This is a genomic window from uncultured Rossellomorea sp., assembly GCF_947488365.1.
Classification (GTDB): Bacteria; Bacillota; Bacilli; order Bacillales; family Bacillaceae_B; genus Rossellomorea.
On sequence record NZ_CANKZT010000005.1, the window covers coordinates 1 to 24,931 of the forward strand.

At 43.2% G+C, this 24,931-nt stretch carries 28 protein-coding genes; 27 read left to right on the plus strand and 1 reads right to left on the minus strand.

Annotated features, from left to right (window positions below; translation table 11 throughout):
* The first annotated feature begins 591 nt into the window (after positions 1 to 591).
* From Q1B03_RS16925 to spoIID, 14 genes are all read left to right on the plus strand, one after another.
* Positions 592 to 813 carry an AtpZ/AtpI family protein gene (locus Q1B03_RS16925; RefSeq protein WP_044339993.1) on the plus strand — a complete coding sequence of 74 codons (222 nt, stop codon included), beginning with the start codon at positions 592 to 594 and terminating at the stop codon, positions 811 to 813.
* 5 nt (positions 814 to 818) lie between these two features.
* The gene (locus Q1B03_RS16930) at positions 819 to 1,193 is read left to right on the plus strand and encodes an ATP synthase subunit I (RefSeq protein WP_299744059.1); all 375 of its coding nucleotides are present in this window, start codon (positions 819 to 821) and stop codon (positions 1,191 to 1,193) included.
* A 22-nt stretch (positions 1,194 to 1,215) separates the two neighbouring features.
* Positions 1,216 to 1,929, plus strand: a complete 714-nt coding sequence (gene atpB / locus Q1B03_RS16935) for a F0F1 ATP synthase subunit A (RefSeq protein WP_299744062.1) — start codon at positions 1,216 to 1,218, stop codon at positions 1,927 to 1,929.
* A 72-nt stretch (positions 1,930 to 2,001) separates the two neighbouring features.
* A complete protein-coding gene (gene atpE / locus Q1B03_RS16940; RefSeq protein ID WP_044339990.1) occupies positions 2,002 to 2,214 on the plus strand; it encodes a F0F1 ATP synthase subunit C in 213 nt (70 codons plus the stop codon).
* Positions 2,215 to 2,375: 161 nt separating this feature from the next.
* Positions 2,376 to 2,894: a F0F1 ATP synthase subunit B gene (locus Q1B03_RS16945; protein ID WP_299744068.1), complete on the plus strand. Its 519-nt coding sequence runs from the start codon at positions 2,376 to 2,378 to the stop codon at positions 2,892 to 2,894.
* A complete protein-coding gene (locus tag Q1B03_RS16950) occupies positions 2,891 to 3,427 on the plus strand; it encodes a F0F1 ATP synthase subunit delta (protein WP_299744071.1) in 537 nt (178 codons plus the stop codon). Before Q1B03_RS16945 ends, Q1B03_RS16950 begins: the two co-directional genes overlap by 4 nt.
* Positions 3,428 to 3,454: 27 nt before the next feature.
* Positions 3,455 to 4,963 carry a F0F1 ATP synthase subunit alpha gene (gene atpA / locus Q1B03_RS16955; protein ID WP_044339987.1) on the plus strand — a complete coding sequence of 503 codons (1,509 nt, stop codon included), beginning with the start codon at positions 3,455 to 3,457 and terminating at the stop codon, positions 4,961 to 4,963.
* A gap of 105 nt (positions 4,964 to 5,068) precedes the next feature.
* Positions 5,069 to 5,929 carry a F0F1 ATP synthase subunit gamma gene (locus Q1B03_RS16960; protein ID WP_148971185.1) on the plus strand — a complete coding sequence of 287 codons (861 nt, stop codon included), beginning with the start codon at positions 5,069 to 5,071 and terminating at the stop codon, positions 5,927 to 5,929.
* Positions 5,930 to 6,000: 71 nt separating this feature from the next.
* A complete protein-coding gene (atpD, locus tag Q1B03_RS16965) occupies positions 6,001 to 7,404 on the plus strand; it encodes a F0F1 ATP synthase subunit beta (RefSeq protein WP_113969230.1) in 1,404 nt (467 codons plus the stop codon).
* A gap of 22 nt (positions 7,405 to 7,426) precedes the next feature.
* Positions 7,427 to 7,831, plus strand: coding sequence for a F0F1 ATP synthase subunit epsilon (locus Q1B03_RS16970; protein ID WP_044339984.1), 405 nt, complete (start codon positions 7,427 to 7,429; stop codon positions 7,829 to 7,831).
* Positions 7,832 to 8,092: 261 nt separating this feature from the next.
* Positions 8,093 to 8,329: a DUF1146 family protein gene (locus tag Q1B03_RS16975; protein WP_044339983.1), complete on the plus strand. Its 237-nt coding sequence runs from the start codon at positions 8,093 to 8,095 to the stop codon at positions 8,327 to 8,329.
* Positions 8,330 to 8,550: 221 nt separating this feature from the next.
* The gene (locus tag Q1B03_RS16980; protein WP_299744091.1) at positions 8,551 to 9,300 is read left to right on the plus strand and encodes a YwmB family TATA-box binding protein; all 750 of its coding nucleotides are present in this window, start codon (positions 8,551 to 8,553) and stop codon (positions 9,298 to 9,300) included.
* A gap of 32 nt (positions 9,301 to 9,332) precedes the next feature.
* Complete coding sequence (murA, locus tag Q1B03_RS16985; protein ID WP_299744094.1) at positions 9,333 to 10,637, plus strand: UDP-N-acetylglucosamine 1-carboxyvinyltransferase; 1,305 nt, start codon at positions 9,333 to 9,335, stop codon at positions 10,635 to 10,637.
* Between the two features lie 596 nt (positions 10,638 to 11,233).
* The gene (spoIID, locus tag Q1B03_RS16990; RefSeq protein WP_299744097.1) at positions 11,234 to 12,247 is read left to right on the plus strand and encodes a stage II sporulation protein D; all 1,014 of its coding nucleotides are present in this window, start codon (positions 11,234 to 11,236) and stop codon (positions 12,245 to 12,247) included.
* Between the two features lie 42 nt (positions 12,248 to 12,289).
* Here the strand turns inward: spoIID and Q1B03_RS16995 are convergent, their stop codons facing one another.
* A complete protein-coding gene (locus Q1B03_RS16995) occupies positions 12,290 to 12,727 on the minus strand; it encodes a VanZ family protein (RefSeq protein WP_299744100.1) in 438 nt (145 codons plus the stop codon).
* A 551-nt stretch (positions 12,728 to 13,278) separates the two neighbouring features.
* Here Q1B03_RS16995 and Q1B03_RS17000 point away from each other — a divergent pair.
* The 13 genes from Q1B03_RS17000 (at position 13,279) to Q1B03_RS17060 (ending at position 24,919) form a co-directional block, all read left to right on the plus strand.
* Entirely contained in the window at positions 13,279 to 14,193 is a 915-nt protein-coding gene (locus Q1B03_RS17000) for a M23 family metallopeptidase (protein ID WP_299744102.1), read from the plus strand.
* Positions 14,194 to 14,571: 378 nt separating this feature from the next.
* On the plus strand, positions 14,572 to 14,754 hold the full coding sequence (locus Q1B03_RS17005) for a hypothetical protein (protein WP_299744105.1): 183 nt from the start codon (positions 14,572 to 14,574) through the stop codon (positions 14,752 to 14,754).
* 24 nt (positions 14,755 to 14,778) lie between these two features.
* The gene (locus tag Q1B03_RS17010; RefSeq protein WP_299744107.1) at positions 14,779 to 15,081 is read left to right on the plus strand and encodes a DUF4212 domain-containing protein; all 303 of its coding nucleotides are present in this window, start codon (positions 14,779 to 14,781) and stop codon (positions 15,079 to 15,081) included.
* A gap of 45 nt (positions 15,082 to 15,126) precedes the next feature.
* A complete protein-coding gene (locus Q1B03_RS17015; protein ID WP_044339976.1) occupies positions 15,127 to 16,794 on the plus strand; it encodes a sodium:solute symporter family protein in 1,668 nt (555 codons plus the stop codon).
* On the plus strand, positions 16,775 to 18,667 hold the full coding sequence (locus Q1B03_RS17020; protein ID WP_299744112.1) for a DUF294 nucleotidyltransferase-like domain-containing protein: 1,893 nt from the start codon (positions 16,775 to 16,777) through the stop codon (positions 18,665 to 18,667). Before Q1B03_RS17015 ends, Q1B03_RS17020 begins: the two co-directional genes overlap by 20 nt.
* A 7-nt stretch (positions 18,668 to 18,674) precedes the next feature.
* Complete coding sequence (locus Q1B03_RS17025) at positions 18,675 to 19,334, plus strand: PolC-type DNA polymerase III (protein ID WP_299744115.1); 660 nt, start codon at positions 18,675 to 18,677, stop codon at positions 19,332 to 19,334.
* 365 nt (positions 19,335 to 19,699) lie between these two features.
* A complete protein-coding gene (spoIIID, locus tag Q1B03_RS17030; protein WP_032086905.1) occupies positions 19,700 to 19,960 on the plus strand; it encodes a sporulation transcriptional regulator SpoIIID in 261 nt (86 codons plus the stop codon).
* Positions 19,961 to 20,468: 508 nt separating this feature from the next.
* The gene (locus Q1B03_RS17035; RefSeq protein ID WP_299744126.1) at positions 20,469 to 21,479 is read left to right on the plus strand and encodes a rod shape-determining protein; all 1,011 of its coding nucleotides are present in this window, start codon (positions 20,469 to 20,471) and stop codon (positions 21,477 to 21,479) included.
* Between the two features lie 69 nt (positions 21,480 to 21,548).
* On the plus strand, positions 21,549 to 22,388 hold the full coding sequence (locus Q1B03_RS17040) for a flagellar hook-basal body protein (protein WP_299744129.1): 840 nt from the start codon (positions 21,549 to 21,551) through the stop codon (positions 22,386 to 22,388).
* Positions 22,389 to 22,449: 61 nt separating this feature from the next.
* Entirely contained in the window at positions 22,450 to 23,292 is an 843-nt protein-coding gene (locus tag Q1B03_RS17045; RefSeq protein ID WP_299744132.1) for a flagellar hook-basal body protein, read from the plus strand.
* Positions 23,293 to 23,307: 15 nt separating this feature from the next.
* Positions 23,308 to 23,586: a DNA-directed RNA polymerase subunit beta gene (locus tag Q1B03_RS17050; RefSeq protein WP_299744135.1), complete on the plus strand. Its 279-nt coding sequence runs from the start codon at positions 23,308 to 23,310 to the stop codon at positions 23,584 to 23,586.
* Positions 23,587 to 23,987: 401 nt separating this feature from the next.
* The gene (gene fabZ, locus Q1B03_RS17055) at positions 23,988 to 24,422 is read left to right on the plus strand and encodes a 3-hydroxyacyl-ACP dehydratase FabZ (protein WP_299744138.1); all 435 of its coding nucleotides are present in this window, start codon (positions 23,988 to 23,990) and stop codon (positions 24,420 to 24,422) included.
* Positions 24,423 to 24,625: 203 nt separating this feature from the next.
* Entirely contained in the window at positions 24,626 to 24,919 is a 294-nt protein-coding gene (locus tag Q1B03_RS17060) for a hypothetical protein (RefSeq protein WP_299744140.1), read from the plus strand.
* Positions 24,920 to 24,931 lie beyond the last annotated feature (12 nt).

A 24,931-nucleotide genomic window follows, 5' to 3' on the forward strand; every position in this document is an offset into this window, starting at 1 on the left:
TCCAGCTGCGGGGGCTTGGGGCTCGAGGTCATAAGTCAAGCCGACCAAAAAGGCAAAGAACGCCTTTCCGGTCGACTAGCCTTATGCTTGTCGCCCCAGGGCAAGCCCCCTCCGCTTTTCGAGATGTCCAGCTGCGGGGGCTTGGGGCTCGAGGTCATAAGTCAAGCCGACCAAAAAGGCAGAGAACGCCTTTCCGGTCGACTCGCCTTATGCTTGTCGCCCCAGGGCGAGCCCCCTCCGCTTTTCGACGTGTCCAGCTCCAGCGGGTAGAGGCTCGAGGTCATAAGCCAAACTTACCAAAAAGGCAAAAAGCGCCTTTCCGGTAAGTTCGCCTTATGCTTGTCGCCTCTGACCAACCCGCCTCCGCTTTTCTGTAAATGTGTTGAAAATGTGAACAATTTGGGAACGCGTGGATAGGTTGTGAACTTTTTAACTTGAACGCATTGACATAGATAAAGCCCTATTGTATGCTTACAAAGGGTATAAAATGATAAGGTTTTCACAAGGGTTGAACCCGTATGAAAACGGTTTTTCATCATTTGTACAGTGTTAATGATTTTCCACTAAATCACATGTGTGGAGATGAAAAAAATGCGTCAAAATGATCGACGCCCGTATCAATCGATGGTCTTGTATTCTGCTATTCTTTCCCAGCTTGTTGGTTCTATTTTAATAGGGATCTTCGGCGGGAGATGGTTAGATGGAATATGGAACACCACACCACTTTTCTTAATTATTGGACTACTCCTTGGGCTCGCAACAGGAATCTACACCATGCTCCGTACAGTCCAACATTTCAATTCGGGAGATTAATGTAAATGCCAGAACTTCAGCAAGTGTTTAACAGGCATCGTAAGTACATATTTTTCCTCCTTTCCCTTTACGTCCTCGGTTGGGGTTTCACTTCCTATCAGTCTATTTTCCTTGGGCTTATTTTGGGGACAGGCATCAGTCTGTTTAGTCACTGGCTGATCATGAGGAGAACCGTGCGATTCGGTGATGCAGTAGAAGCTGGTCAAAAGGTTCGATCTTTAGGGACCTTCTCAAGGATGGCAGGTGCGGCCTTTGCAGTGATCATTGCAACGGAATACCCTGAGCACTTTCATCTCCTGAGCGTCATTATTGGATTAATGACAATTTATGTTGTCATTATGATAGATTATTTTATTCAGCAGCTTAAATCTCATAAATAGCGGGGAAGAGAGGTGAATTTCATTGCATCATGAAAATCCTACAGCCGAGTTTCTAGGGTTAACTTTTAACCTGGCGAACGTACTGATGATCACAGTGGCAAGTGCCGTTGTATTCCTCATCGCCGTTCTGTCAACTCGTAGACTGGCCATGAAACCGACCGGAGTGCAAAACTTTATGGAATGGGTCATGGACTTTGTCAAAAATATTGTGAAAAGTAATATGGATTGGAAAACAGGTGGTCGTTTCCATCTCCTTGGACTTACTTTACTCATGTACATTTTCGTATCAAACATGTTAGGGCTTCCGTTCTCGGTTGTCATTGACCACGAATTATGGTGGAAGTCACCAACAGCGGATCCAGTTATTACTATGACCCTGGCGGTTATGGTCGTTGTGTTAACACACTATTATGCAATCAAGATGAAGGGCTTCGGTGAATACGGTAAAGACTTCTTCAGACCTATGTCGTTCTTATTCCCGCTGAAGATTATTGAAGAGTTTGCCAACACACTAACGCTTGGTCTTCGTCTTTACGGTAACATTTACGCTGGGGAAATCCTGCTTACTTTACTGGTAGGAAGCCTGGCACACATGGGAGCAGCCGGATTACTGGGTGCCATTATTCCAACGATTGTATGGCAAGGTTTCTCAATCTTTGTCGGCGCAATCCAATCATTTATTTTTGTTATGTTAACGATGGTTTATATGGCTCACAAAGTCAGCCTGGACCATTAATATATACCCTGTTCAAAATTGAACAAAACTACTCAAAACATTTTTTCATACATTTAAAGGAGGAAATTCAGAATGGGTCTTTTAGCAGCAGCAATTGCAATCGGTTTAGCAGCACTAGGTGCAGGTATTGGTAACGGTCTTATTGTTTCACGTACGGTAGAAGGTATGGCTCGTCAACCGGAAGCTCGTGGAATGCTTCAAACTACAATGTTCATCGGGGTTGCGTTAGTAGAGGCGATTCCTATCATCGCAGTAGTTATCGCATTCATCGTAATGGGTCAATAATAGCAGTTTAAAGTTCAAGATGGCGAAGATCATTCGATAAGAACCTTCGCCATTCCTTTATGTTTGGTACTTAAGAACATTTGATTATGAATGGTACGGCATTTGCCGTTATTGTACAGCTTTCTTATGAAGGCATTGACTCTTGAAGGGAGTGAAACCGCGTGCTTACAAACGCATTTGTCCTTGGAGCTGGTGGCGGCTTTACAGGTGGAGATATCGTATTCCAGCTTGCTATGTTCCTTATCCTTCTTGCGTTATTGAAGAAGTTTGCTTGGGGTCCTTTGATGGGCATCATGCAAGAGCGTGAGAATCATATTGCAGGCGAAATAGAAGCGGCTGAACAAAGCCGTCTAGAAGCAAATAAGAGCTTGGAAGAACAGCGTCAACTTTTAAAAGAGGCTCGTCAAGAAGCGCAAGCGATGATCGAGAACTCTAAAAAGCAGGGCGATGAGCAACGTGAACAAATCATCATCGCGGCTCGTCAGGAATCTGAGCGCTTGAAAGAATCTGCGAAACGTGAAATCGAGACGCAGAAAGAACAAGCGATGGCAGCATTACGCGAGCAGGTTGCTTCACTATCTGTTCTGATTGCATCGAAAGTGATTGAAAAAGAACTTTCTGTTCAAGATCAACAGAAGCTGATCAACGATTATATTAAAGAGGCAGGAGAAGAGCGATGAGCTACTCTACAGTCGCAAAACGCTATGCGTTAGCTCTTTTCGATATTGCCAAAGAACAGAATCAATTAGAAGCGATTGAACAAGAGCTTCGTGCAGTGAAATCCGTTTTTATCCAAAATAAAGAATTAAGCATTCTTTTGGAAAATCCGAAGTTTTCGACGGATAAGAAGAAAGACATGTTGAAAGAAGCGTTCTCTTCTGTTTCTGTACCGGTATTGAATACACTGCTTCTTATGACTGATCGTCATCGTGAAGATCAGGTAGTGGGTGTTGTCGATGCATTCATCGAGCTTTCTAATGAAGCTAGAGGAATCGCAGAAGCAAAGGTGTATTCCGTACGTGCTTTAACAGAAGATGAGAAGACAGCAATCTCAGCTTCTTTTGCTAAGAGAATTGGTAAACAATCATTAAGAATTGAGAATGTGATAGACGAGAACATACTTGGCGGACTTAAGGTCCGTATCGGCAACCGTATTTATGACGGAACTCTTGCTGGCAAGTTGGATCGTCTTGAGCGTGAACTTGTTCGTTAACTTTCGTATAAATGAGGGGTGAAATTCATGAGCATCAAGGCGGAAGAAATCAGCGCGCTGATAAAAAAGCAAATTGAAAACTATCAGTCTGAGATGAAAGTAAGCGATGTAGGTACAGTTATCCAAATCGGTGACGGTATCGCTCGTGCTCATGGCCTCGACAATGTCATGGCTGGAGAGCTTGTTGAATTTTCTAACGGTGTCATGGGTATGGCGCAGAACTTAGAGGAAAACAACGTAGGTATTATCATTCTCGGACCATTTACAGACATTCGTGAAGGCGATGAGGTTCGTCGTACTGGACGTATCATGGAAGTTCCAGTAGGACAGGAATTAGTAGGTCGTGTTGTAAACTCACTTGGACAACCAGTTGATGGATTAGGTCCAATTGCGACAACGAAAACACGTCCAATTGAAGGCGGGGCACCTGGTGTAATGGATCGTAAATCCGTACACGAGCCACTTCAAACTGGTATCAAAGCGATCGACGCTCTAGTTCCAATCGGTCGTGGTCAACGTGAGTTAATCATCGGAGACCGTCAAACAGGTAAAACATCTGTTGCGATCGATTCAATCCTAAATCAAAAAGGTCAAGACATGATCTGTATCTATGTTGCGATCGGACAAAAAGAATCAACTGTACGTAATGCGGTTGAAACGCTTCGTAAGCACGGTGCCCTTGATTACACAATCGTTGTAACGGCATCAGCTGCTTCACCAGCTCCAATGCTATTCTTAGCACCATACGCTGGTATCACAATGGGTGAAGAATTCATGCATAGCGGCAAGCACGTTCTTGTTGTATATGATGATCTTTCTAAGCAAGCATCTGCTTACCGTGAGCTTTCATTATTATTACGTCGTCCTCCAGGCCGTGAAGCTTTCCCTGGTGACGTATTCTACTTACACTCTCGTTTACTTGAGCGTGCTGCGAAATTAAGTGATGCAAAAGGTGGAGGTTCCATCACAGCATTACCTTTCGTTGAAACACAGGCAGGAGATATCTCCGCTTACATTCCAACAAACGTTATCTCCATCACTGACGGACAGATTTTCTTACAATCTGACCTATTCTTCTCCGGTGTTCGTCCGGCGATCAATGCAGGTCTTTCCGTATCACGTGTTGGTGGATCCGCACAAATCAAAGCGATGAAAAAGGTTTCAGGTACACTGCGTCTTGACTTAGCGGCATACCGTGAGCTTGAAGCATTTGCTCAGTTCGGGTCAGATCTTGATAAAGCGACACAAGCGAAACTGAACCGTGGAGCCCGTACTGTTGAAGTACTGAAGCAGGATCTTAACAAACCACTTAATGTTGAAAAACAAGTTATGATCTTCTATTCATTAACAAAAGGTCATTTAGATGATATTCCAGTAACAGATATTCGTCGTTTCGAAGGTGAATTCCTAAGCTGGTTAGATCACAACCATACAGAACTGTTAGACCATATCCGCACAACAAAAGGTCTTCCTGAAGACGATGCAATGGTTGCAGCGATCAACGAATTCAAGAAGACATTTGTAAAGTCTGAGTAATTTTATAAGATGTCGGTGTTCATTCTGATGACACCGGCTGATTATTCCATTATTTAGTTGGTTCTAGTGAATATGACTAACATTTTAAAAGGGTGGTGAGAACCAGTGGCATCGTTACGCGACATAAAAACTCGTATTACATCTACGAAGAAAACCAGTCAAATTACGAAAGCAATGGAAATGGTCTCTGCCTCTAAATTGAACCGTGCTGAATCGAATGCGAAAGCCTTCGTCCCATACATGGAGAAAATTCAGGAAGTCGTTGCTTCCATTTCCCTTGGTAGCACAGATGTAACGCATCCGATGCTAGTCTCCCGCCCCGTAAAAAAAACCGGCTACTTGGTCATTACATCTGACCGCGGTTTGGCGGGGGCTTATAACTCGAGCGTCATTCGTGCTGTAAGTAATGCGATTAAAGAGCGTCACAGCTCACAAGATGAATACGCCATTATTGCGTTAGGTCGTATTGGAAGAGATTTCTTCCAAAAACGAGGCGATAATGTAGTGGAAGGTATTGTAGGGCTACCAGATCAACCAAACTTTGCAGACATTAAAGACATTGCCAACAAGGCAGTCAGTATGTTCTCTGATGGTGCTTATGATGAACTTTACATGTACTACAACCACTATGTCAGTGCCATTCAACAAGATGTTACCGAGAAGAAGGTTCTTCCTTTAACGGAGCTTGATTCTTCTTCATCGAACTTAACTTCTTATGAGTTTGAGCCTAATGCTGAAGAAATTTTGGAAGTGTTGCTTCCGCAATATGCTGAAAGCCTGATTTACGGAGCGTTACTTGATGGTAAAGCCAGTGAGCACGCGGCCCGTATGACAGCAATGAGAAGCGCAACAGACAATGCGAAAGAAATCATTAACAGCCTTACACTTTCTTATAACCGTGCGCGTCAAGCAGCGATTACCCAAGAAATCACGGAAATCGTAGGCGGGGCAGCAGCACTCGAATAGAAATGACATTCCGGTTGAGTGCCGGATTACAACATAGTTTTGTCGTCAAAAGCTAGTTAGGAGGGAAAGAGATGAACAAAGGACACGTTCTTCAAGTAATGGGTCCAGTTGTCGATGTCAAGTTCGCTAACGGCCAACTTCCTGATATCTACAACTCATTAAAGGTCCAAATTGCAGATAGAGCTGAACTTACATTAGAGGTTGCCCTTCACCTAGGTGATGATTCTGTACGTACAATCGCGATGGCTTCCACAGATGGTTTACAACGTGGAGCTGACGTGCTTGATACAGGAGCACCAATCTCTGTACCAGTAGGGGATATCACATTAGGTCGTGTATTCAACGTTCTAGGTGAATCAATCGATTTAGACGAGCCTCTTGCAGCAGGTATCCGTCGTGATCCAATTCATAGACAAGCACCTACATTTGATCAGCTTTCTACAGAAGTTGAGATTCTGGAAACAGGTATTAAAGTAGTAGACTTACTTGCACCTTACATCAAGGGTGGTAAGATCGGTCTATTCGGTGGTGCCGGTGTTGGTAAAACCGTATTAATCCAGGAGCTTATCAACAACATCGCTCAAGAGCACGGCGGTATCTCTGTATTTGCCGGTGTTGGAGAGCGTACTCGTGAAGGAAATGACCTTTACCACGAGATGAGCGACTCTGGCGTTATCAAGAAAACAGCGATGGTATTCGGACAAATGAACGAGCCGCCTGGTGCGCGTATGCGTGTAGCACTGACAGGTCTTACAATGGCTGAATACTTCCGTGATGAGCAAGGTCAAGACGTACTTCTGTTCATCGATAACATCTTCCGTTTCACGCAAGCAGGTTCAGAGGTTTCTGCCTTACTAGGCCGTATGCCATCTGCCGTTGGTTACCAGCCGACACTTGCTACTGAAATGGGTCAATTGCAAGAGCGTATCACGTCAACGAACGTAGGTTCTGTAACATCGATCCAAGCGATCTATGTACCTGCCGATGACTACACGGATCCGGCTCCTGCTACAACTTTCGCTCACTTGGATGCAACAACGAACCTTGAGCGTAAACTTTCTGAGATGGGTATCTATCCTGCGGTAGATCCATTAGCATCGACTTCACGTGCTCTTTCTCCAGAAATCGTAGGAGAAGAACACTACAGCATCGCTCGTAATGTTCAACAAACATTACAGCGTTATAAAGAACTTCAAGATATCATCGCGATCCTTGGTATGGATGAGCTTTCTGATGATGATAAGCTGACGGTACACCGCGCTCGTCGTGTACAATTCTTCTTATCTCAAAACTTCCACGTTGCAGAACAGTTCACTGGACAAAAAGGTTCTTACGTTGAAGTGAAAGACACTGTTAAAGGTTTCAAAGATATCCTTGACGGTAAATACGATCACATTCCTGAAGATGCGTTCCGTCTAGTAGGTCCGATTGAGGATGTATTAGCAGCAGCTAAAGAAATGGGCGTAGAGGTATAATTAGGGACCAGGAGGGAAGAAAATGAAGACATTAAAAGTCAATATTGTCACTCCCGATGGCCCAGTGTACGATTCAGAAGTGGAAATGGTGAGCACGAAAGCTCAAAGCGGTGAGCTTGGAATCTTACCTGGACACATTCCGATGGTTGCTCCACTACAAATCGGTGCGGTTCGCCTGAAAAAAGGTGGCAACACTGAGCTTGTAGCTGTCAGTGGCGGATTCTTAGAAGTACGTCCTGAACAAGTGACAATTCTAGCACAGTCTGCTGAAACAGCAGAAGCTATCGATGTACAACGCGCTAAAGAAGCAAAAGGCCGCGCGGAAGACCGCATGCAGGCACAACGTGATGATGTAGACTTCCGTCGTGCTGAACTCGCTCTAAAACGTGCCATGAACAGAATTAACGTTTCCGAACGTAACTTCTAATAAAACAGCAAAACCACCCTTTCCTTGAGGAAGGGTGGTTTTTTGTAGGGACGGACCTTTGAGAGCTGCTGGAACTCAAGTCAGGAATTTCAACCAATTTTGCCGGACGGACCTATATATGTTACCTAGCTTTCAAGTACGTAAAAAGGAAAATTTTTATTAACATATTGGACATATTTTTATATAAATAGCATATGTTGTGACAGCTTAGTGTGGTAAAATAGTCTATGTGCGTCGAAATGATTATTAGGAGTGAGAAAAGTGGTAGAAAGCTTTGGCCAGCAGGCCCTGATCAGCATGCTCGTGCATCTATTCGTATTCGGGATCACATTTTGGTCTTTGCAATCCATCCAGTTAGACAAGCTCCTAAAGAAGAATCGAGTCGCTCAAGGGAGACTACTGTATATCCTACTAACGATCGCGATCGGCTCAGCCGTCAGCCAATTTTTACTGGATTACTATCTGTGGTCTCAACAATTGCCTGTTTTCTTTGAATGATTAGAGCTTTGACAAAAAATAGGTCTTCCTGCATGTTTTCATTAGAGCCTGTTTTGAGTAAGATTAATTTTGTGTTCGTGCCTCTTTGTGAAAAAGTTTCAAAGTGAAACCCTTTTCATTAACAGCATGAAAGACTCAATAATTGTAAAAAGATGACGACAATTTTCAAGTATGTTCTTCTCCTATTCGGACAGACTTTTAGGTAAGGGGAGGAATGGAAAATGGGTCGGTATTTTTACATTATTTTAATCTTTTTTGTTGGATTAGGTTTTCTTCCTGTTATTAATGGGAACAACACTATCGAAGCCAATCAATTATTAGACATTGAAAAGCTTGATCAAGCCATTGTTCATTCTCAAGGTCAGATAACTGAATGGTCTCTATATGCAAGAGAAAACAAAAAAAGCTTCACGAATAAAGGATTTGCCAAATATAGTACTACTATGCAAGAAAGATTTTCTGATTTTGAGTGGGTGACGAAAAAGTCAGCTGAAGAGGTAATGGTTGTGGGACAACGTCAGACGTCTCACGGGGAAGAAACCATTAAGTTCCAGCACACCCTCACAAACAAGCAATCTGTTTCGTATGTTATGTATGAGATGCGCGGTGCTCAGAAAGCGTTGGGAGAAAAGACGAGGCATTACATCAAGACTGAATTTATCCCAAATATGGAAATCATTTTTACTAATAAACCCATGATTTTCTCTTGTATAAAAGGCGAATTCAATGATAAGCTTGAGAAAGTTTTGTCGAATCAGGCTGTCGAATTAATGTCGAAATTAGACGCAAAAGAACTGGAATCACTTAGAGAAGAAGACTTTTATTCCATTTCAGCTTACTCGGAACAAATGTCACGGAAAATACCAACAAAAAATGATGATATGAATATACAACTAGGTCTACGGAAAAGCGGAATGGGCGCTAAGACAACCTTTGTGATTGGCACACCCATCCTAACGATTGAATATTAATATAGAGAAATTGGACGCGGAGGGGAATACTCTTGGAAAAAATTATCGTCCGCGGCGGTCAGCGTTTAAGCGGTACAGTGCAAGTTGAAGGAGCAAAGAATGCCGTTTTACCAGTCATCGCTGCTACATTATTAGCAAGTGAAGGAAAAAGTGTAATTAAAAATGTACCACCACTCTCCGATGTATATACGATTAATGAAGTATTACGTCATTTAAATACAGATGTAGAGTTTAACAATGGTGAAGTCATCGTGAATGCATCAAGAGAGTTGTTTGTAGAAGCACCGTTTGAATATGTTCGAAAAATGCGTGCATCCGTCCTTGTAATGGGATCACTACTCGGACGTACAGGTAAAGCACGTGTTGCGCTTCCTGGTGGATGTGCCATTGGATCAAGACCGATTGACCAACACTTAAAAGGCTTCGAAGCAATGGGAGCAAAAGTGAAGGTAGGAAATGGTTTTATCGAAGCTGAAGTAAACGGAAGATTGAAGGGTGCCAAGGTTTATCTGGACTTCCCAAGCGTGGGGGCAACAGAAAACATCATGATGGCTGCTGCTCTTGCAGAAGGAACAACAATCCTGGAAAACGTCGCAAAAGAGCCTGAAATCGTCGACTTGGCTAACTTCCTGAACAAAATGGGAGGAAACGTAGTAGGTGCAGGTACTGGAACGATCCGTATTGAAGGTGTAGACCGTTTATACGGTGTCGAACACAGCATCATTCCAGACCGTATCGAAGCAGGAACTTTCATGGTGGCTGCAGCCATCACTCAAGGTGATGTCCTTGTAAAAGGCGCTATTCCAGAACACTTATCTTCTTTAGTTGCGAAGATGGAAGAAATGGGCGTAACGATCATCGATGAAGAGGAAGGACTTCGTGTCATCGGGCCGGAGAAACTGAAATCTGTCGATATCAAAACAATGCCTCATCCTGGTTTCCCAACAGATATGCAATCTCAAATGATGGCATTACTATTAGCAGCTGACGGCACTAGCGTCATCACTGAGACAGTTTTCGAAAACCGTTTCATGCATGCTGAAGAATTCCGTCGTATGGGAGCAGACATTAAGATTGAAGGCCGTTCTGTGATCATGAACGGACCAACACCTCTTCAAGGGGCAGAAGTGGCTGCAACCGACTTACGTGCAGCAGCAGCACTTTCAATCGCTGGTCTGGTAGCAGATGGTTACACTCGAGTAACAGAACTGAAGCATTTAGATCGTGGATATGTAAACTTCCATCAGAAGCTTGCAGGCCTGGGTGCCGATATCGAGCGTGTGAAAGAAGTGGAAGAAACACCTGTTTCTAATCAAGACATGATTAAAGATGCGTAAGTAATAGGGAGGCGAGCTTTTCTTTTATAGAAGAGCTTGCTTTTTTTGTTTGGGCTGAGAGTCGGAGCTGAAACTCGAGTTGTGTTTTGATAAAATAAGTAAATTAGCTGAATTATGGTTGATTTCGGCTGGATTCTTGTCAGGAATGGCTGGATTCTTCGTAAAAGTGGCCGGATTTTAATCGAAAACGGCTGGATTCTTGCTGAAAACGGCTGGATTATCATCAAATACCGCTGGACTTGCGACGGGCAATTTTGAAATATCGTCAAAATAGGTAGAAAAATAGTATGCTGATGTTGAAAATGAGATGAAAAAGTCATTTATTTTCAATAATGCAGTATTTATTTTCAAAATTTCACTTTTATTTTCAATTCTGGCACATTTATTTTCAAATTTGAGATTTTATTTTTAAAAATGCATTCGCTCCACAACACACTTCATTACTTATTCCAAGTTCATCAATGCCGAACATCTTCCTTCATCAAAATCACTCTTAAAAGATTCATAATTGCTTGTCCACTACCATACATATGAAAGAGAGTGGAGAAGTGTGCTAAGACATTCTCCTATTTAATCTTTCATTGGAGGCCGCGAACATGAAGCATTTGAAACCAGTAATGATCATCTTCTCAATCTTTATCAGTATCATCTTTATTGTCCCTACTCTTCTCGTGCTCCCATTTTCATCAGAAAAGGAAACGGCAAACTTAGACGAAAAGCTGAAAAATCCGCCATCCGTTGAAGAGCTGGGGAACTCAGTCGAGGTAGCTGTCTACCGTTCCAACCAGGACCTGATCGAGAAACTTCCTTTGGAGCAGTATGTAGTAGGGGTAGTGGCTGGTGAAATGCCTGCAGATTTTGAAAAGGAAGCCTTAAAAGCACAAGCCCTTGCAGCACGAACGTATATTGTGAATCAGCTTCTACTTGAGGACTCCTCTGTTCCGAAGGGTGCCGATGTGACGGATACGGTCTCTCATCAGGTGTATAAGAACCAGAAGGAGCTTGCAGGTCTTTGGGGAGCTGACTATGATTGGAAGGTCAAAAAAATTTCCGAAGCGGTCCTTGAAACGATGGGACAGGTGCTGACCTATGATGGTAAGCCGATTACGGCAGCCTTCTTCTCAACGAGCAATGGTTACACAGAAAACTCTGAGGCTTATTGGCCGAATGAATATCCATATTTACGAAGTGTAGAAAGCCCTTGGGACTCGGCGTCACCAAGGTTCGAGGATCAAAAGATTATACCGATTAAAGAATTTGAACAGAAATTGGGCGTAACACTGCCAAAGGATGGATCGGTCGGAACGATCACGTCAAGAACGGAAGGCAAAAGGGTAGCGAGTGTTGAAATTAACGGCAAAGGATTCTCCGGCCGGGAAATTCGAGAGAAATTAGAACTCAGATCTTCAGACTTTACCTGGTATCTGAAAGATGATCATATTGTCATTGCCACAAAAGGGTTCGGACACGGGGTCGGAATGAGCCAATACGGAGCAAACGGGATGGCGAAGGAAGGCAAGAATTATCAAGACATCGTCAGTCATTACTATAAAGATGTCAAAATAACGGAATCAGATAAACTCCTGCAGAAAGTAACCGCACAAAGATAAAAAAAAGGATTGAGTCTTCAGGTCAAGTAGACCAGTAGAGACTCAATCCTTTTTTAAATATGCTTCGAACTTTTTCATCTTCTTCGTCAATGGATGATCAGCCTTTTTAAAATAAGTCCGGTTCACAATCCAAAAAAGGACAGTGACTCCGATCAAATCCTTGGCAGCGTCAATCAGTGTTGCAGACCGATACGGAACAAAGGACTGATGTATCTCATCCACGAATCCATAAAAGATGCTAATCAACGCAACGGTGAAATTCAATGTGAACCGAAGCTTTCCATGTGCCAACAGAGCGATAACAAATAACCCATACAAAATACCGAATTCGATTAAATGGAGAGATTCCTTAATAAAACGATCCAACTGATTATCAGGAAATCGAATGACGGCATCATCAGGATTACTCGACAAAATCCATATTAGAATCATATAGAGAAAAGGCGCAGCTGTCAGCACATATTTCAGTAACTTCTTCATATGCAGCTCGTCCTTTCTGTTTTTTATATTGTATCATGCAGGATAGTAATTTCGTTAACAAACAAGAATTGCAGGACCTGCACTATTCTTGTTTGTTTTAAATAGTTATGCAAAACAGTAAGTTGATTCTCCCTGCAGGCGCCCGACTCAGCGGGAATAGCGGGAAAGTACGAAAAGCGTAGGCGGCTCGCTCACCCCCGACAAGCATAAGATGAATGGGCCATTAGAAGGCGTTCTTTGCCTTCTTGGACCATTTAGCTAATGACCTCGAGGGGCTAGACGCCGGAGCTAGACAGGTGAGACCCTGCAGGCGAACCTGAGGAGGAGGCTCACTGCCCTCCCCGCGGAAAGCGAGCGTCCTGTAGCGGATATCAACTACTACAGTCTCTGTTAAAATACGAAAAACGCATAATAAAAGAAAAATTTCATCTTATTTTTAAAATCATACATATTTTCCAACCCTTTGTCGAAAGATAAGAATTTTAAAATTTTTTTCCGAATGTGTATATATTTTCTGAATTCTGTTCAGAATGATTGCTGAGGTGATGAAAATGAGAGAGGAAGAAAAGAAACAACCTTCTCAAAACTTTTTGAAAAGACGTTGGGCATACCCAGCAATCTATTTAGCAAGTGCAGCAATCATTATCACGGGGATTCTGTGGTACCAAGCAGGAAATGATGTAAACGAGAAAGCCAAGGATTACAGCTATGATGGAGTTCCTACTGACAATGAGTTTAACCAACCTGCAGAAGAAGTCAACCGTTCATTGGAAAACTTTGTAATGCCTGTTGCAAGTCCGGAAGATACAGTGATCGAAAAACAATTCTACGATACTGAAGCTTCAGCGGAAGAACAGGAAGCAGCCTTAGTTGTTTATGGTAACATGTACTATCCGAACCAAGGAGTCGACATCTCTAAAGATGGAAAAGAATTCGATGTTCTGGCTGCCATGAGCGGTACAGTCACAAAGGTTCAAGAAGATTCCCTACTCGGAAACACGATTGAAATCGAGCACAGCAAAGGAATCGTTACTCGTTATCAATCAGTCAAAGACTTTGAAGTCGCGGTTGGAGATGTAGTAGATCAAGGACAAGCTATCGCTAAAGCAGGTAAGAGCTTATTCAATGAAGAAGCTGGTGTTCACGTACACTTTGAAATTCGTAAAGCAAATGTAGCAGTGAATCCGCTTGAATACTTCAATAAGTCTCTTGCAACTCTTCAAGAAGCACAATTAGAAGACAAGAAGGTTTCAGGTGAACAGCCGGATGCTGAAGCATCGGAAGAAAATGCCGTAGAAGATCAAGCTAGCGAAGATAAAGCTGCTGAAGATAAAGCAACAGAAGAAAACGGTGCTGACGATGCAGCAGAAGAAAAGCCGGAAGCTGAGCAAAAGCCGAAACAAGAAAATGCTGATCAAAAAGACGACGCAGCCGATAATGGCTCTGACGTAAAAGACGAAGAATAATCATATAGATGAAGAAAGACTGACTGGTGATTTCCGGTCAGTTTTTTTGTTTTCAGATCTATTCCAATTATCTCTTTATCAATATAAAAAATTTCCTCGGAAATTCGACAAAGGAAATACTTTACTGGAAAAACATTTCCATGCCACTTCAATCTACTAATGCAATCACAGTTCCCTATATCTTTATTTTAGTAAAATGATTTTATTTAAATAAAAAAATTAAATGGACAATTGTCGTTTTTTCTTTATTGACCTGCCTTTTTCCAAAAAAGATAATGAGGGCATGAATAAAATTTCAGAAAATTTAATCTTTATTAATGGGAGGTTGTATGATCAAGGAACGTTTAGAGAGCGCTTACAAAAACAGGAGGTGAAACGTTGCTTTACTTCATCGCTATTTTACTCATAACAGGGGGAAGTATTTTTCTTGCACTGAGAAAGAAACGGGCTTTCTTCTTAACCATTCCATTCTTGTCTTTATTCATTTACTTTATTGTTCAGATTGCCATGGTCCCGGTTCCGTTTTTTGAGACCGTGAAATTTATTTTCAGTTTAAAATAATGAGCTTGAAAAGGGGTTACATAAATGAAGAAGATTGATAGAGCAAAAGCGGATCAGTATTTTAAAGAAAAGAACCGTTATATGGCGCTGTATTTAGTGATTTGGCTCGTATCTTCCTTTGGAGTCGTCCTGTTTGCCGAAAGCCTGTCAACGGTCACCCTCAATGGTTTTCCTTTTCACTACTTTATGGGTGCTCAAGGGTCGATTGTCATTTTCATCATATTACTCTACGTAAATGCGAAGGTAAGCGATGGAATCGATAAGAAGTATGGAATTGATGAAAGTAAAAATGAGCAGATCAGCTACGGAAAGACATTGGACCATTAAACGGCTTCAACCAAATATATAGAATAGAGCAGGGGGAAACGATAAATGGATACTCAGTTTTTAGTATCAACGTCGATTATTCTGTTGACGTTTGCGTTATATATCGGAATTGCTGTTTATAACAAAGCGAAAGCGACATCGGACTTCTATGTAGCCGGTCGGGGAGTGCCGCCGATCTTTAATGGGATGGCCATCGGGGCAGACTGGATGAGTGCAGCATCATTCATTGGACTGGCTGGTACCGTCATGATCCTCGGCTATGATGGACTTGCCTACATAATGGGCTGGACGGGAGGATATTTACTGTTAACCTTCTTACTTGCCCCACAGCTTAGGAAATATGGTCGCTATACGGTACCGGAATTTATCGGGGACCGGTATAACAGCCACACGGCCCGCGTCATTGCCGCCATCTGCACAATCATTATCAGTTTTACGTATTCCATTGGTCAGCTGTCAGGTTCCGGGGTCGTAATCGGTCGTTTGTTCGAAATCGATGCCAAAGTCGGTACGATGATCGGAGTGGTGCTCATCGCCTTCTACGCAGCTTTTGGTGGGATGAAGGGGATCACGTGGACGCAGGTTGCTCAGTATGTTGTTCTTATTATCGCTTATTTAATTCCTGTTATTTTCATGTCGTTACAAATTACCGGAAACCCTGCACCCTGGATTTCCTATGGGGAACTGGTAGGGAAAATCGGGGAGCTCGATCGCGAGCTTGGGGTCTCGGAATACTTCGCTCCTTTTACTAACGGTACGAAGTGGCAGTTCATGGCTCTGATGTTTACGTTGATGGCAGGGACCGCGGGACTTCCACACGTAATCGTTCGATTCTATACGGTTTCTACGATGAAGGCGGCTCGCTGGTCAGGAGCATGGGCACTCCTTTTCATCGGACTTCTCTATTTATCAGCACCTGCATATGCAGCATTCTCACGCTTCATTCTAATGACAAAGGTTGCGGGCAGTCAAATCAGTGACTTGCCTTCCTGGACGAAATCCTGGGTGGATACGGGGAAATTACAGGTCGCAGACGCAAATGGAGATGGAATCCTACAGTGGAAGGAAATCATCATCTCGAATGATATCGTGGTCATGGCCACACCGGAAATTGCGAATTTAGGCGTATTCGTCATCGGTCTCGTAGCGGCTGGTGCCATGGCAGCGGCGTTATCGACGGCAGGCGGATTGATGATCGCGATATCCTCTTCCTTTGCTCATGATATCTACTATCGTGTATTCAAGCCAAACGCGACAGAGAAAAATCGTCTGGCAGTTGCCCGTTGGTCGATCGTCATTGCAACGGTGCTCGCCGGGATTGTGGCTCTCAATCCTCCAGGGGTTATCACCCAGATCGTCGCCTGGGCCTTCGCACTGGCGTCCGGAACGTTCTTCCCGGCACTTTTACTCGGGGTATGGTGGAAACGCTCCAATGCCCAAGGGGTTATTGCAGGGATGCTTGTGGGGTTAGGGGTAACCCTTACGTATATCTTCCTGGCAAGATCAGGAGTTACCCTATTCGGCATCATTGATACAGGGGCAGGAGTGTTTGGCGCAACGGCCGCAACGATTGCCAATATCGTCGTGTCACTGATGACGAAAGCACCGTCTCAAAAGATTCAAGAAGAGGTAATGGATCTCCGTTACCCGGAACAAATGACCTTTAAAGACGGAGAAGTTTGGGTGAACGACGATGTCGACTTCAAAGCCTGACGGATCATTTCAAGAAGCTGTACTCCTTCATCCCTTCTTCAAGGGGATGGAGCGGGGTACGGCTCTTTCCCTTTTTTCCGAGTGTAAGTGGCTTGAGGTGGGAAAGCACTCTACTATTCTGAAAAGCTTTGAACACCGATTAGGACTCTACCTTGTGATTAATGGAGAGGTAGAGGTGGTTGTCCCTAAGGAAAAAGAAGAGATTCTTGAGATGATTTCTAAGGACGGAATAGTCGGCTTATCAAGTCTGTACTCTGTTCTGAATACAACGGTAGAGGAGAGTGTTTATTCTTCGGTTGAGGTCAAGGCGAAAGAGGACTGTCAGCTCTGCCTCGTTCCATATACTAGTTTAAAAAACTATTGGAATGAACCTTATTTGAAGAATTTTTTATTAGAAGAAACATCAAAACGACTTCAGGATGTTTATTATTCCTTGTCTCAGCAAGTGGGAGTGGCGCACGGGATTGAAGAGCGGACAACGATTCTGAAACGTGTGAGTGATGTCATGACAAATTCAGTTGTAACTGTCAGGAGTGATGATTCCCTGGGGGATGCAGCTCGAGCCATGGGAGAAAACCGGGTCAGCTCTGTCATCATACTGGAAAACAATCGCATTGCAGGAATACTGACAGAAAGAGACCTCGTCTCCAGATGCCTTGCAAGGTCCGTCCCTCTCACCAAACCAGTAAACGGGACCATGACCCCCAATCCAATCGTCATCACCCGTGACGCCTATCTGTACGAAGCCCTCGCCACCATGATCGATCACTCCATCAAACACCTGCCCGTTGTCGGGGATAAGGAGAGGGACGGACCTATCGGCATCATCACCCTCCACGATGTAATGAAGGCGAACCATATAGGTGCCCTGACGAGTGCAAGGAAACTGGAGAACAAGGATTTTCCACTGGAGAAGATTAAACCGATGGCAGAGTCCATGTTATCGAGTCTTTGGAATGCGCATGCTCCGGTATTCCACATTCTCGATTTCATGTCAGGGCTATTCGATCGTATTTATCAGCGGATCCTAAAGCAGGTTGAGGAAGAATTGCTTCAGGAAGGACGGGATAGACCTTGCTCGTATGCATTTTATGCCATGGGTTCAGCAGGTAGGAAAGAGCAGTTTATGTTGACCGACCAAGATCATTTCCTCGTTTATGAAAAACATAGTAAAGAAGCGGTGGACTATTTCTGGGATTTTGCTGAAAAAGTCGTCGTTGAATTGGAAAAGGCAGGACTGCGTCTTTGTGACGGGAGAATGATGGCGAATCAGAAAGCGTGGACAGGGAGTGTGGGTTCCTGGCAGGAAAGGTTGAGAGAATGGTCTGTCCATTCGTCAGAGGATACCTTATTGAAGGTACAAAACTTCTTTTCATATCGATTTTTAGATGGGGATGAAACGCTTCATTCGACATTTGAAGACGCTATAAAAGATCAGCTCCGCAGTTCGAAAATATTATTGGTACGACTGGCCCAAGTCGAAAAATCCAAGCCAGTGCCTGCTCTTCACTCATCCATTCGCTCAATATTAGGCATGGATCGAAAAACGGTATCTATTAAGAAAAATATTCTGTTCCCTTTTCATCATGCTCTGCAGATATTGAATGCTGCTCATGGTAATACCTCCGGATCGACTAGGGAGAAAATCGATTTTTTAACAAAAAAGCGATCTATTTCTGAGGATTTTGCAGAAGAATTATCAGAAGCTTTCCAGGAATTGATGAAGCTCTATATAGAGTTAAAGAGGAATGATCAGGGAGATACGGTACACCTCTCCACACTCTCCACCCGTAAAAAAGAAAACCTGTACAAAAGTGTGAAAACGATACGGGAATTTCAACAAATGATGCTATCTCATTACTCCTTAACGTAGAAGGGAAGTGAAGATTTTCATTTTTTCAAAGAAAAAGATCGAGTGTCCGCTCCACTATGATTCCATCCCGCTCAACAGTGAAATAGCAGATCTTACGTTTGTTGTCTTTGATACGGAAACGACAGGATTCCGCGTCGGAGCGGAGGACCGGATGCTGGAAATCGGAGCGGTTAAAGTAAAAGGGTATGAGGTAAAGGAAAATATCACATTTCAGACATTTTCCAATCCTCATCGACCCATTTCTCAGGAAATAATCCAGCTTACGGGAATTCAGTCTAAAGATGTCGAACAAGCGCCGGAAGCATCGGATGCCATCCGTGACTTCTTCACCTTTATAGGAGGAAATAGTGTGAATAGTCTGGTTGGACACTACGTAAGCTTTGATGAACTCGTGCTGAAGAGTGAACTGAAGCGAGCCGGACTTCATCTTCAGATGGCACCGAGCCTGGACACACTTAATCTAATCGGATATCTTTCGCCCTCTTACGATATGAGAGATCTTGAGCGATATGCCCAGATGTTCGGGACTCGGTTGTACCCAAGACATCGGGCGTTAAACGATGCCCTTATGACGGCTTACTTATTTGTGGAATTATTGGAGCTGTTAAAAGATCGAAGGGTGGAAACCTGGGGGGAGTTGGTCCGGGTCAGCCGGGGTAATGGGTGAAGGATGGCACATTTACGAGGTCGGTTTTCCTCCGAAAACCATATGAAGGTCCGTCCCTAAGAGTGATTTTTCAGAAAATTAACCTCAAACCTTGTCCTTATTGTGTTTTTTGTGCATATATGTGGGCACAAGCTAATAAAATGATACAAACCTATCAAAATAGAGAGTGTTTGAGGTGAGGAATCGTCATTATACCATTGATCATCAGCTGAATATTTGATTATACGTTGTAACATCAGGAAGCTGCCGTCATAAATAAGGCTTTCTGCCGTTTGCCTATGTGCAAGGGGTCTATACTATTTCATTGATGCGAAAGCGAGTCTCATTTCACACTTCTCACATCCAATTTAGGGAGGTCGAGTGGTGTGCACGATTACATCAAAGAGAGAACAATCAAGATTGGTAAGTATATCGTGGAGACGAAAAAAACTGTTCGTGTAATTGCGAAGGAGTTTGGCGTGTCCAAAAGTACTGTCCATAAAGATCTAACAGAACGACTGCCAGAAATTAATCCAGAACTCGCAAATGAAGTCAAAACAATACTTGATTATCATAAATCTATCCGGCATCTACGAGGTGGAGAAGCGACGAAGCAAAAATACAAAAAAGAAGAGCTCCACAGCTAACCAAAATACGCCAAGCCCCAGAAAAATGGGTCACGCTTGGTGTGTTTTTGTTTTTTGAGGGAGGGAATGGCACGGTTATTTCTAGCGACTTTGCCTGATGAATTTTCGAGTTTTTTTAACAGTTGAATTTCTATTGTATTATGCCTGTTAAAAATCCGTGAAAATTAACAGACAAATTTATGGATTATTTTAACTGTTAAACAAAGAACTGATTGTACCAGGCACAAAACTCCTCAATTGTATCAGGTGCAACCACCCCAATCCCATCCCAACTTCACCAAACCTTAACATCCCTGTAACATTCCCCCTCCTAAATCCCTATACTTTTCCAAATAAATAACAATATCAATACATTTTTTTGACATACAATACCTACATTCGACATATTTATGGTAAAATAATTAATTAGGTGAAAGTTTTGCCTTAACGTTTTTACGTAATGACATAAAGATGAAACTATAGATGAAAATGATGATGAATTTGTAGAAGAAGAAGGGAGAAACACAAGATGTTCGCGAAAGATATTGGGATTGATCTTGGTACGGCTAATGTTTTAATTCATGTTAAAGGAAAAGGGATTGTTTTGAATGAGCCATCGGTTGTGGCTTTGGACAAGAATACAGGTAAAGTATTAGCAGTAGGAGAGGAAGCGCGTCGTATGGTTGGGCGTACTCCTGGAAACATTGTGGCGACTCGTCCGTTAAAAGACGGGGTTATTGCTGACTTTGATGTAACAGAAGCGATGCTGAAGCATTTTATCAATAAATTGAATGTAAAAGGGTTTCTTTCTAAGCCAAGAATCTTGATTTGCTGCCCAACGAACATCACGAGCGTCGAGCAAAAGGCAATCAGGGAAGCGGCTGAAAAGAGCGGTGGAAAGAAGATTTACTTAGAAGAAGAACCGAAAGTGGCAGCCATTGGAGCAGGGATGGATATCTTCAATCCTACCGGAAACATGGTCGTTGACATCGGTGGAGGAACAACGGACGTAGCGGTTCTTTCCATGGGGGACATCGTGACGAGTCAGTCCATTAAAATGGCCGGAGATAAGTTTGATCACGAAATCCTGAACTATATTAAAAAAGAGTACAAGCTTCTCATCGGAGAACGTACTGCTGAAGATATCAAGGTGAATATTGGTACGGTATTCTCAGAAACATTTGATGAAGAGCGTAAGGAAATGAGTATTCGCGGTCGTGATATGGTATCAGGTCTTCCACGCACCATTACCGTGACATCCACGGAAATTGAAGGGGCTCTTCGTGAATCAGTGGCAGTCATTGTACAGGCTGCTAAAAATGTTCTTGAGAAGACTCCGCCAGAATTATCAGCGGACATTATTGACCGAGGAGTCATTTTAACAGGCGGGGGCGCACTTCTTCACGGAATGGATACCCTTCTTGCAGAAGAACTGAAAGTACCAGTACTGATAGCTGAAAACCCTATGGATTGTGTAGCGGTTGGAACTGGATTAATGCTTGAAAATATCGATAAAATTTCAAGAAGACGAATTGGATAACTTTCTCTTATAAAAATATGTCACCATTCATCCGATATAAAAACGGTAAACAGTTATGAGGTGAAAAACATGTTTCGCGGATTTTATACAGTAGCATCAGGAATGCTTTCTCAACAACGCAAGACTGAAATGTTAACGAACAATATGTCGAATGCGAATACCCCTGGCTACAAAGCGGATCAGGCATCGATGCGGGCATTTCCCAAAATGCTCCTCGAACGCATGGATTCCACATCCATCCCGACAGAGAAAGCACTCTCCCTTCCTTTTAATCAAAAAGTCGGAGCTCTCAATACGGGTGTGTATATGCAAGAGGCGATTCCTTCTTTTCTTCAGGGAGACCTTCAGGAAACAGGAAGAAACCTGGACATTGCTCTTCTGGACGTGTCCATGCCGACAAATGAGAAAACAGGATCGGTTGGATCCGTTTTTCTCACGGTGGAAGGTGCGGATGGGAATCCTCGCTATACACGAAACGGCAATCTGACTGTGAATGGGAACGGCTTTTTAACGACGAACAGTGGTTTTTATATTCTGGATGAAAATGGTGAGCGTATTCGATTGGACAGTGAACGGTTCACTATTGGGGAAAAAGGGCAGATTGTAGCCGGTGAAAACATCGTGGCTTCTTTAGGCGTCGGCTATTCAGACAATCCCAATCGACTTGTGAAACAGGGAGATGGATTATTTGCGACAGAAGGCAATGTGCCTCTTCCAAATGCTTATGAAGAAAACGATGTATCTTTTACCACCAAGCAGGGTTTCCTTGAGCGCTCTAATGTGGATGCTTCCCGCACGATGACGGATATGTTATCAGCGTACAGAGCCTTTGAAGCAAATCAAAAAGTCCTTCAAGCGTATGATCGGAGTATGGAAAAAGCAGCCAATGAAATCGGACGTGTCAACTGATAGTTAAAGATTGTAAATGAATTTCGCCACTGAATACCTTATAATAGGGGGGAAACATGTCATGAATCGAACGATGATTACAGCAACCAACACATTAGGTCAATTGCAGAAACAAATGGACATGATTGGTCATAATCTGTCGAATGCAGATACAAATGGATACAAGCGACGTGAAGCGACATTCTCTGAGCTTCTTGTGCAGCAGGTTAAGAATCAGCGTGTAGATAAGTTTGAAACGGGCAGGCTTACCCCTCTAGGAGTAAGGGAAGGCAGTGGTGCAATGCTTTCACAATCTCAACTGATCTTAAACCAGGGATCGTTGAAATCAACGGGTCGCCAACTGGATTTTGCTTTAACAAGTGAGGGACAGTTTTTTAAAGTCCTAGCTCAAGGTGACAACGGTGGTGCAGTGCGCTTTACGAGAGACGGGGCATTCTTTGTCAGTTCAACCGGGAATGGCGAAGCGATGCTTGTAAACGGGAGCGGCTTGCCAATCCTGGATGAGAATGATGACTTTATTACATTTTCTGAAGAGGCGTCTTCTTTTCAGTTAGGGGATAACGGCATCCTGACGGTTACGGATTCTGGCGGCGGTCAACAGCAATTCAATCTGGGAATTGTCACGGTTGAAAAGCCTCAATTCCTTCAGCAGTTTGGAGGTAATCTGTTAGGTTTCGCAGAGAACCTGGCCGAGCTTGGTGTTACGGAGGATGAAGTGGTAACGAACGTCGTTGGAGGAGCACGAACTGATATTTCAATGATCCAGAATTCATTAGAGGCATCGAACGTTGATATCAGTAAAGAAATGACGGACATGCTGAATGTCCAACGATCATATCAATTTCAGGCCCGCTCGATCTCCCTTGCAGATCAAATGATGGGTCTTGTAAATGGGATACGCTAAAAGGAGTTAAATGCTATGAGTGAAAAAGAGCTACTACAAGAAGAGAAAACGACAAGAGAATCAGTAAAAACAGAAAAAAAAGCGAAGCAAAAGGACGAAACCAAACCGACGCGCTGGGTGCGTGTACGCATGCTGCCGATTTGGCTCAGAATCCTTCTGTTTATCCTTCTTCTTGCAGGAAGTCTCGTACTGGGTGCCGTCATTGGCTTCGCAGGCATCGGAGACGGCAAAGCAGCCGACGTATTCAAAGCAGAAACCTGGCAGCACATCATCGACATCGTCAAAAAAAATTAACTCATTGAGAACCTTTTGAGGGACGGACCTCGAAATATTTAGCTTATGGCAAAGATTCCTGAAATCTCGGGGTTTCATTGTGATGAAGCTTGGTATTCGAGGTCCGTCCCTTTCAAAAAGCAGAAAACCGCCAATAGATCATCGCCAGTGTCATCGAAATAACTAAAACTATCGAAGGATTGCACTCTTTGTATATGGATGCGATCCTTTTCTACGGGGTTTAGATTTAGTGGATCTGGGGACGGACCTCGAATTGGGAAACCTTCATGAAAGAACCCCGACTCCATAGGCTTTTAAAGCAGATGTGCAGTTTTGGGAGGTCCGTCCCTCTCCAAGTTGCCTTTATACAATCAATTTAGATACAATAAGGTGTACATACATATTGGTAGGAGGAATTTTGAATGCTTGATATTAATCAGATTAAAGAAATCATTCCCCATCGTTATCCGTTTTTGTTGGTGGATAGGATCCTTGAAGTGGAAGAAGGTAAGAAAGCGATTGGGATTAAAAATGTGACGGCGAATGAGGAGTTCTTCAATGGACATTTCCCTGACTATCCTGTTATGCCTGGCGTGCTGATTGTAGAGGCGCTGGCTCAGGTTGGTGCTGTGGCCATGCTGAAAGTGGAAGATAACCGTGGACGTTTAGCCTTCTTTACAGGCATTGATAAATGTCGTTTCAAGCGTCAAGTAAAGCCGGGAGACCAGCTGAGACTTGAAGTGGAAATGATCCGTTTTAAAGGACCGATCGGTAAAGGAAAAGGCGTGGCGACTGTTGATGGTGAGGTTGCCTGCGAATTGGAAATGATGTTTGCTCTGGGAGATAAACAAGAATAGTCAATATGTAAACTGGGTTTGGAGTGATTTCGTTCACTTCAGGCCCAGTTTTCTGTTAAATCACTTTCACGCTTCTCAAATATAATTTCTCCAAAAAATTGCTCTCAAAATGCAAGTTAATTCATTTTCAGGGAATGCTAACGAAAGACCAAAGTAACGGTCTTACATTAACTAACGTACACGTTAGAAAGGAGTAATACATCATGAGCAAAAAATTACTTTCAATTCTTGGTGGATCAGCACTTGCTGCCATGCTTCTTGTAGGATGTAACGCAGACCAGGAGCCTCCTCCGGAAGATGAGGCACCAACGGAAGAAGAAATGCCGGAAGATGACGGCATGAATGAGAATGACGATATGGGCAATAACGAAATGGATGAGTCCCAAGATAAGAACGAGCCAGGGGACAAAGATGCAGCGAAGGATGAAAACTCGCCTGAAGAAGACGCTGTAGAAGATGATCTAGATATGCAAGATCAGGATAATAAGGACGAGTAGTAGTGGGGCGCA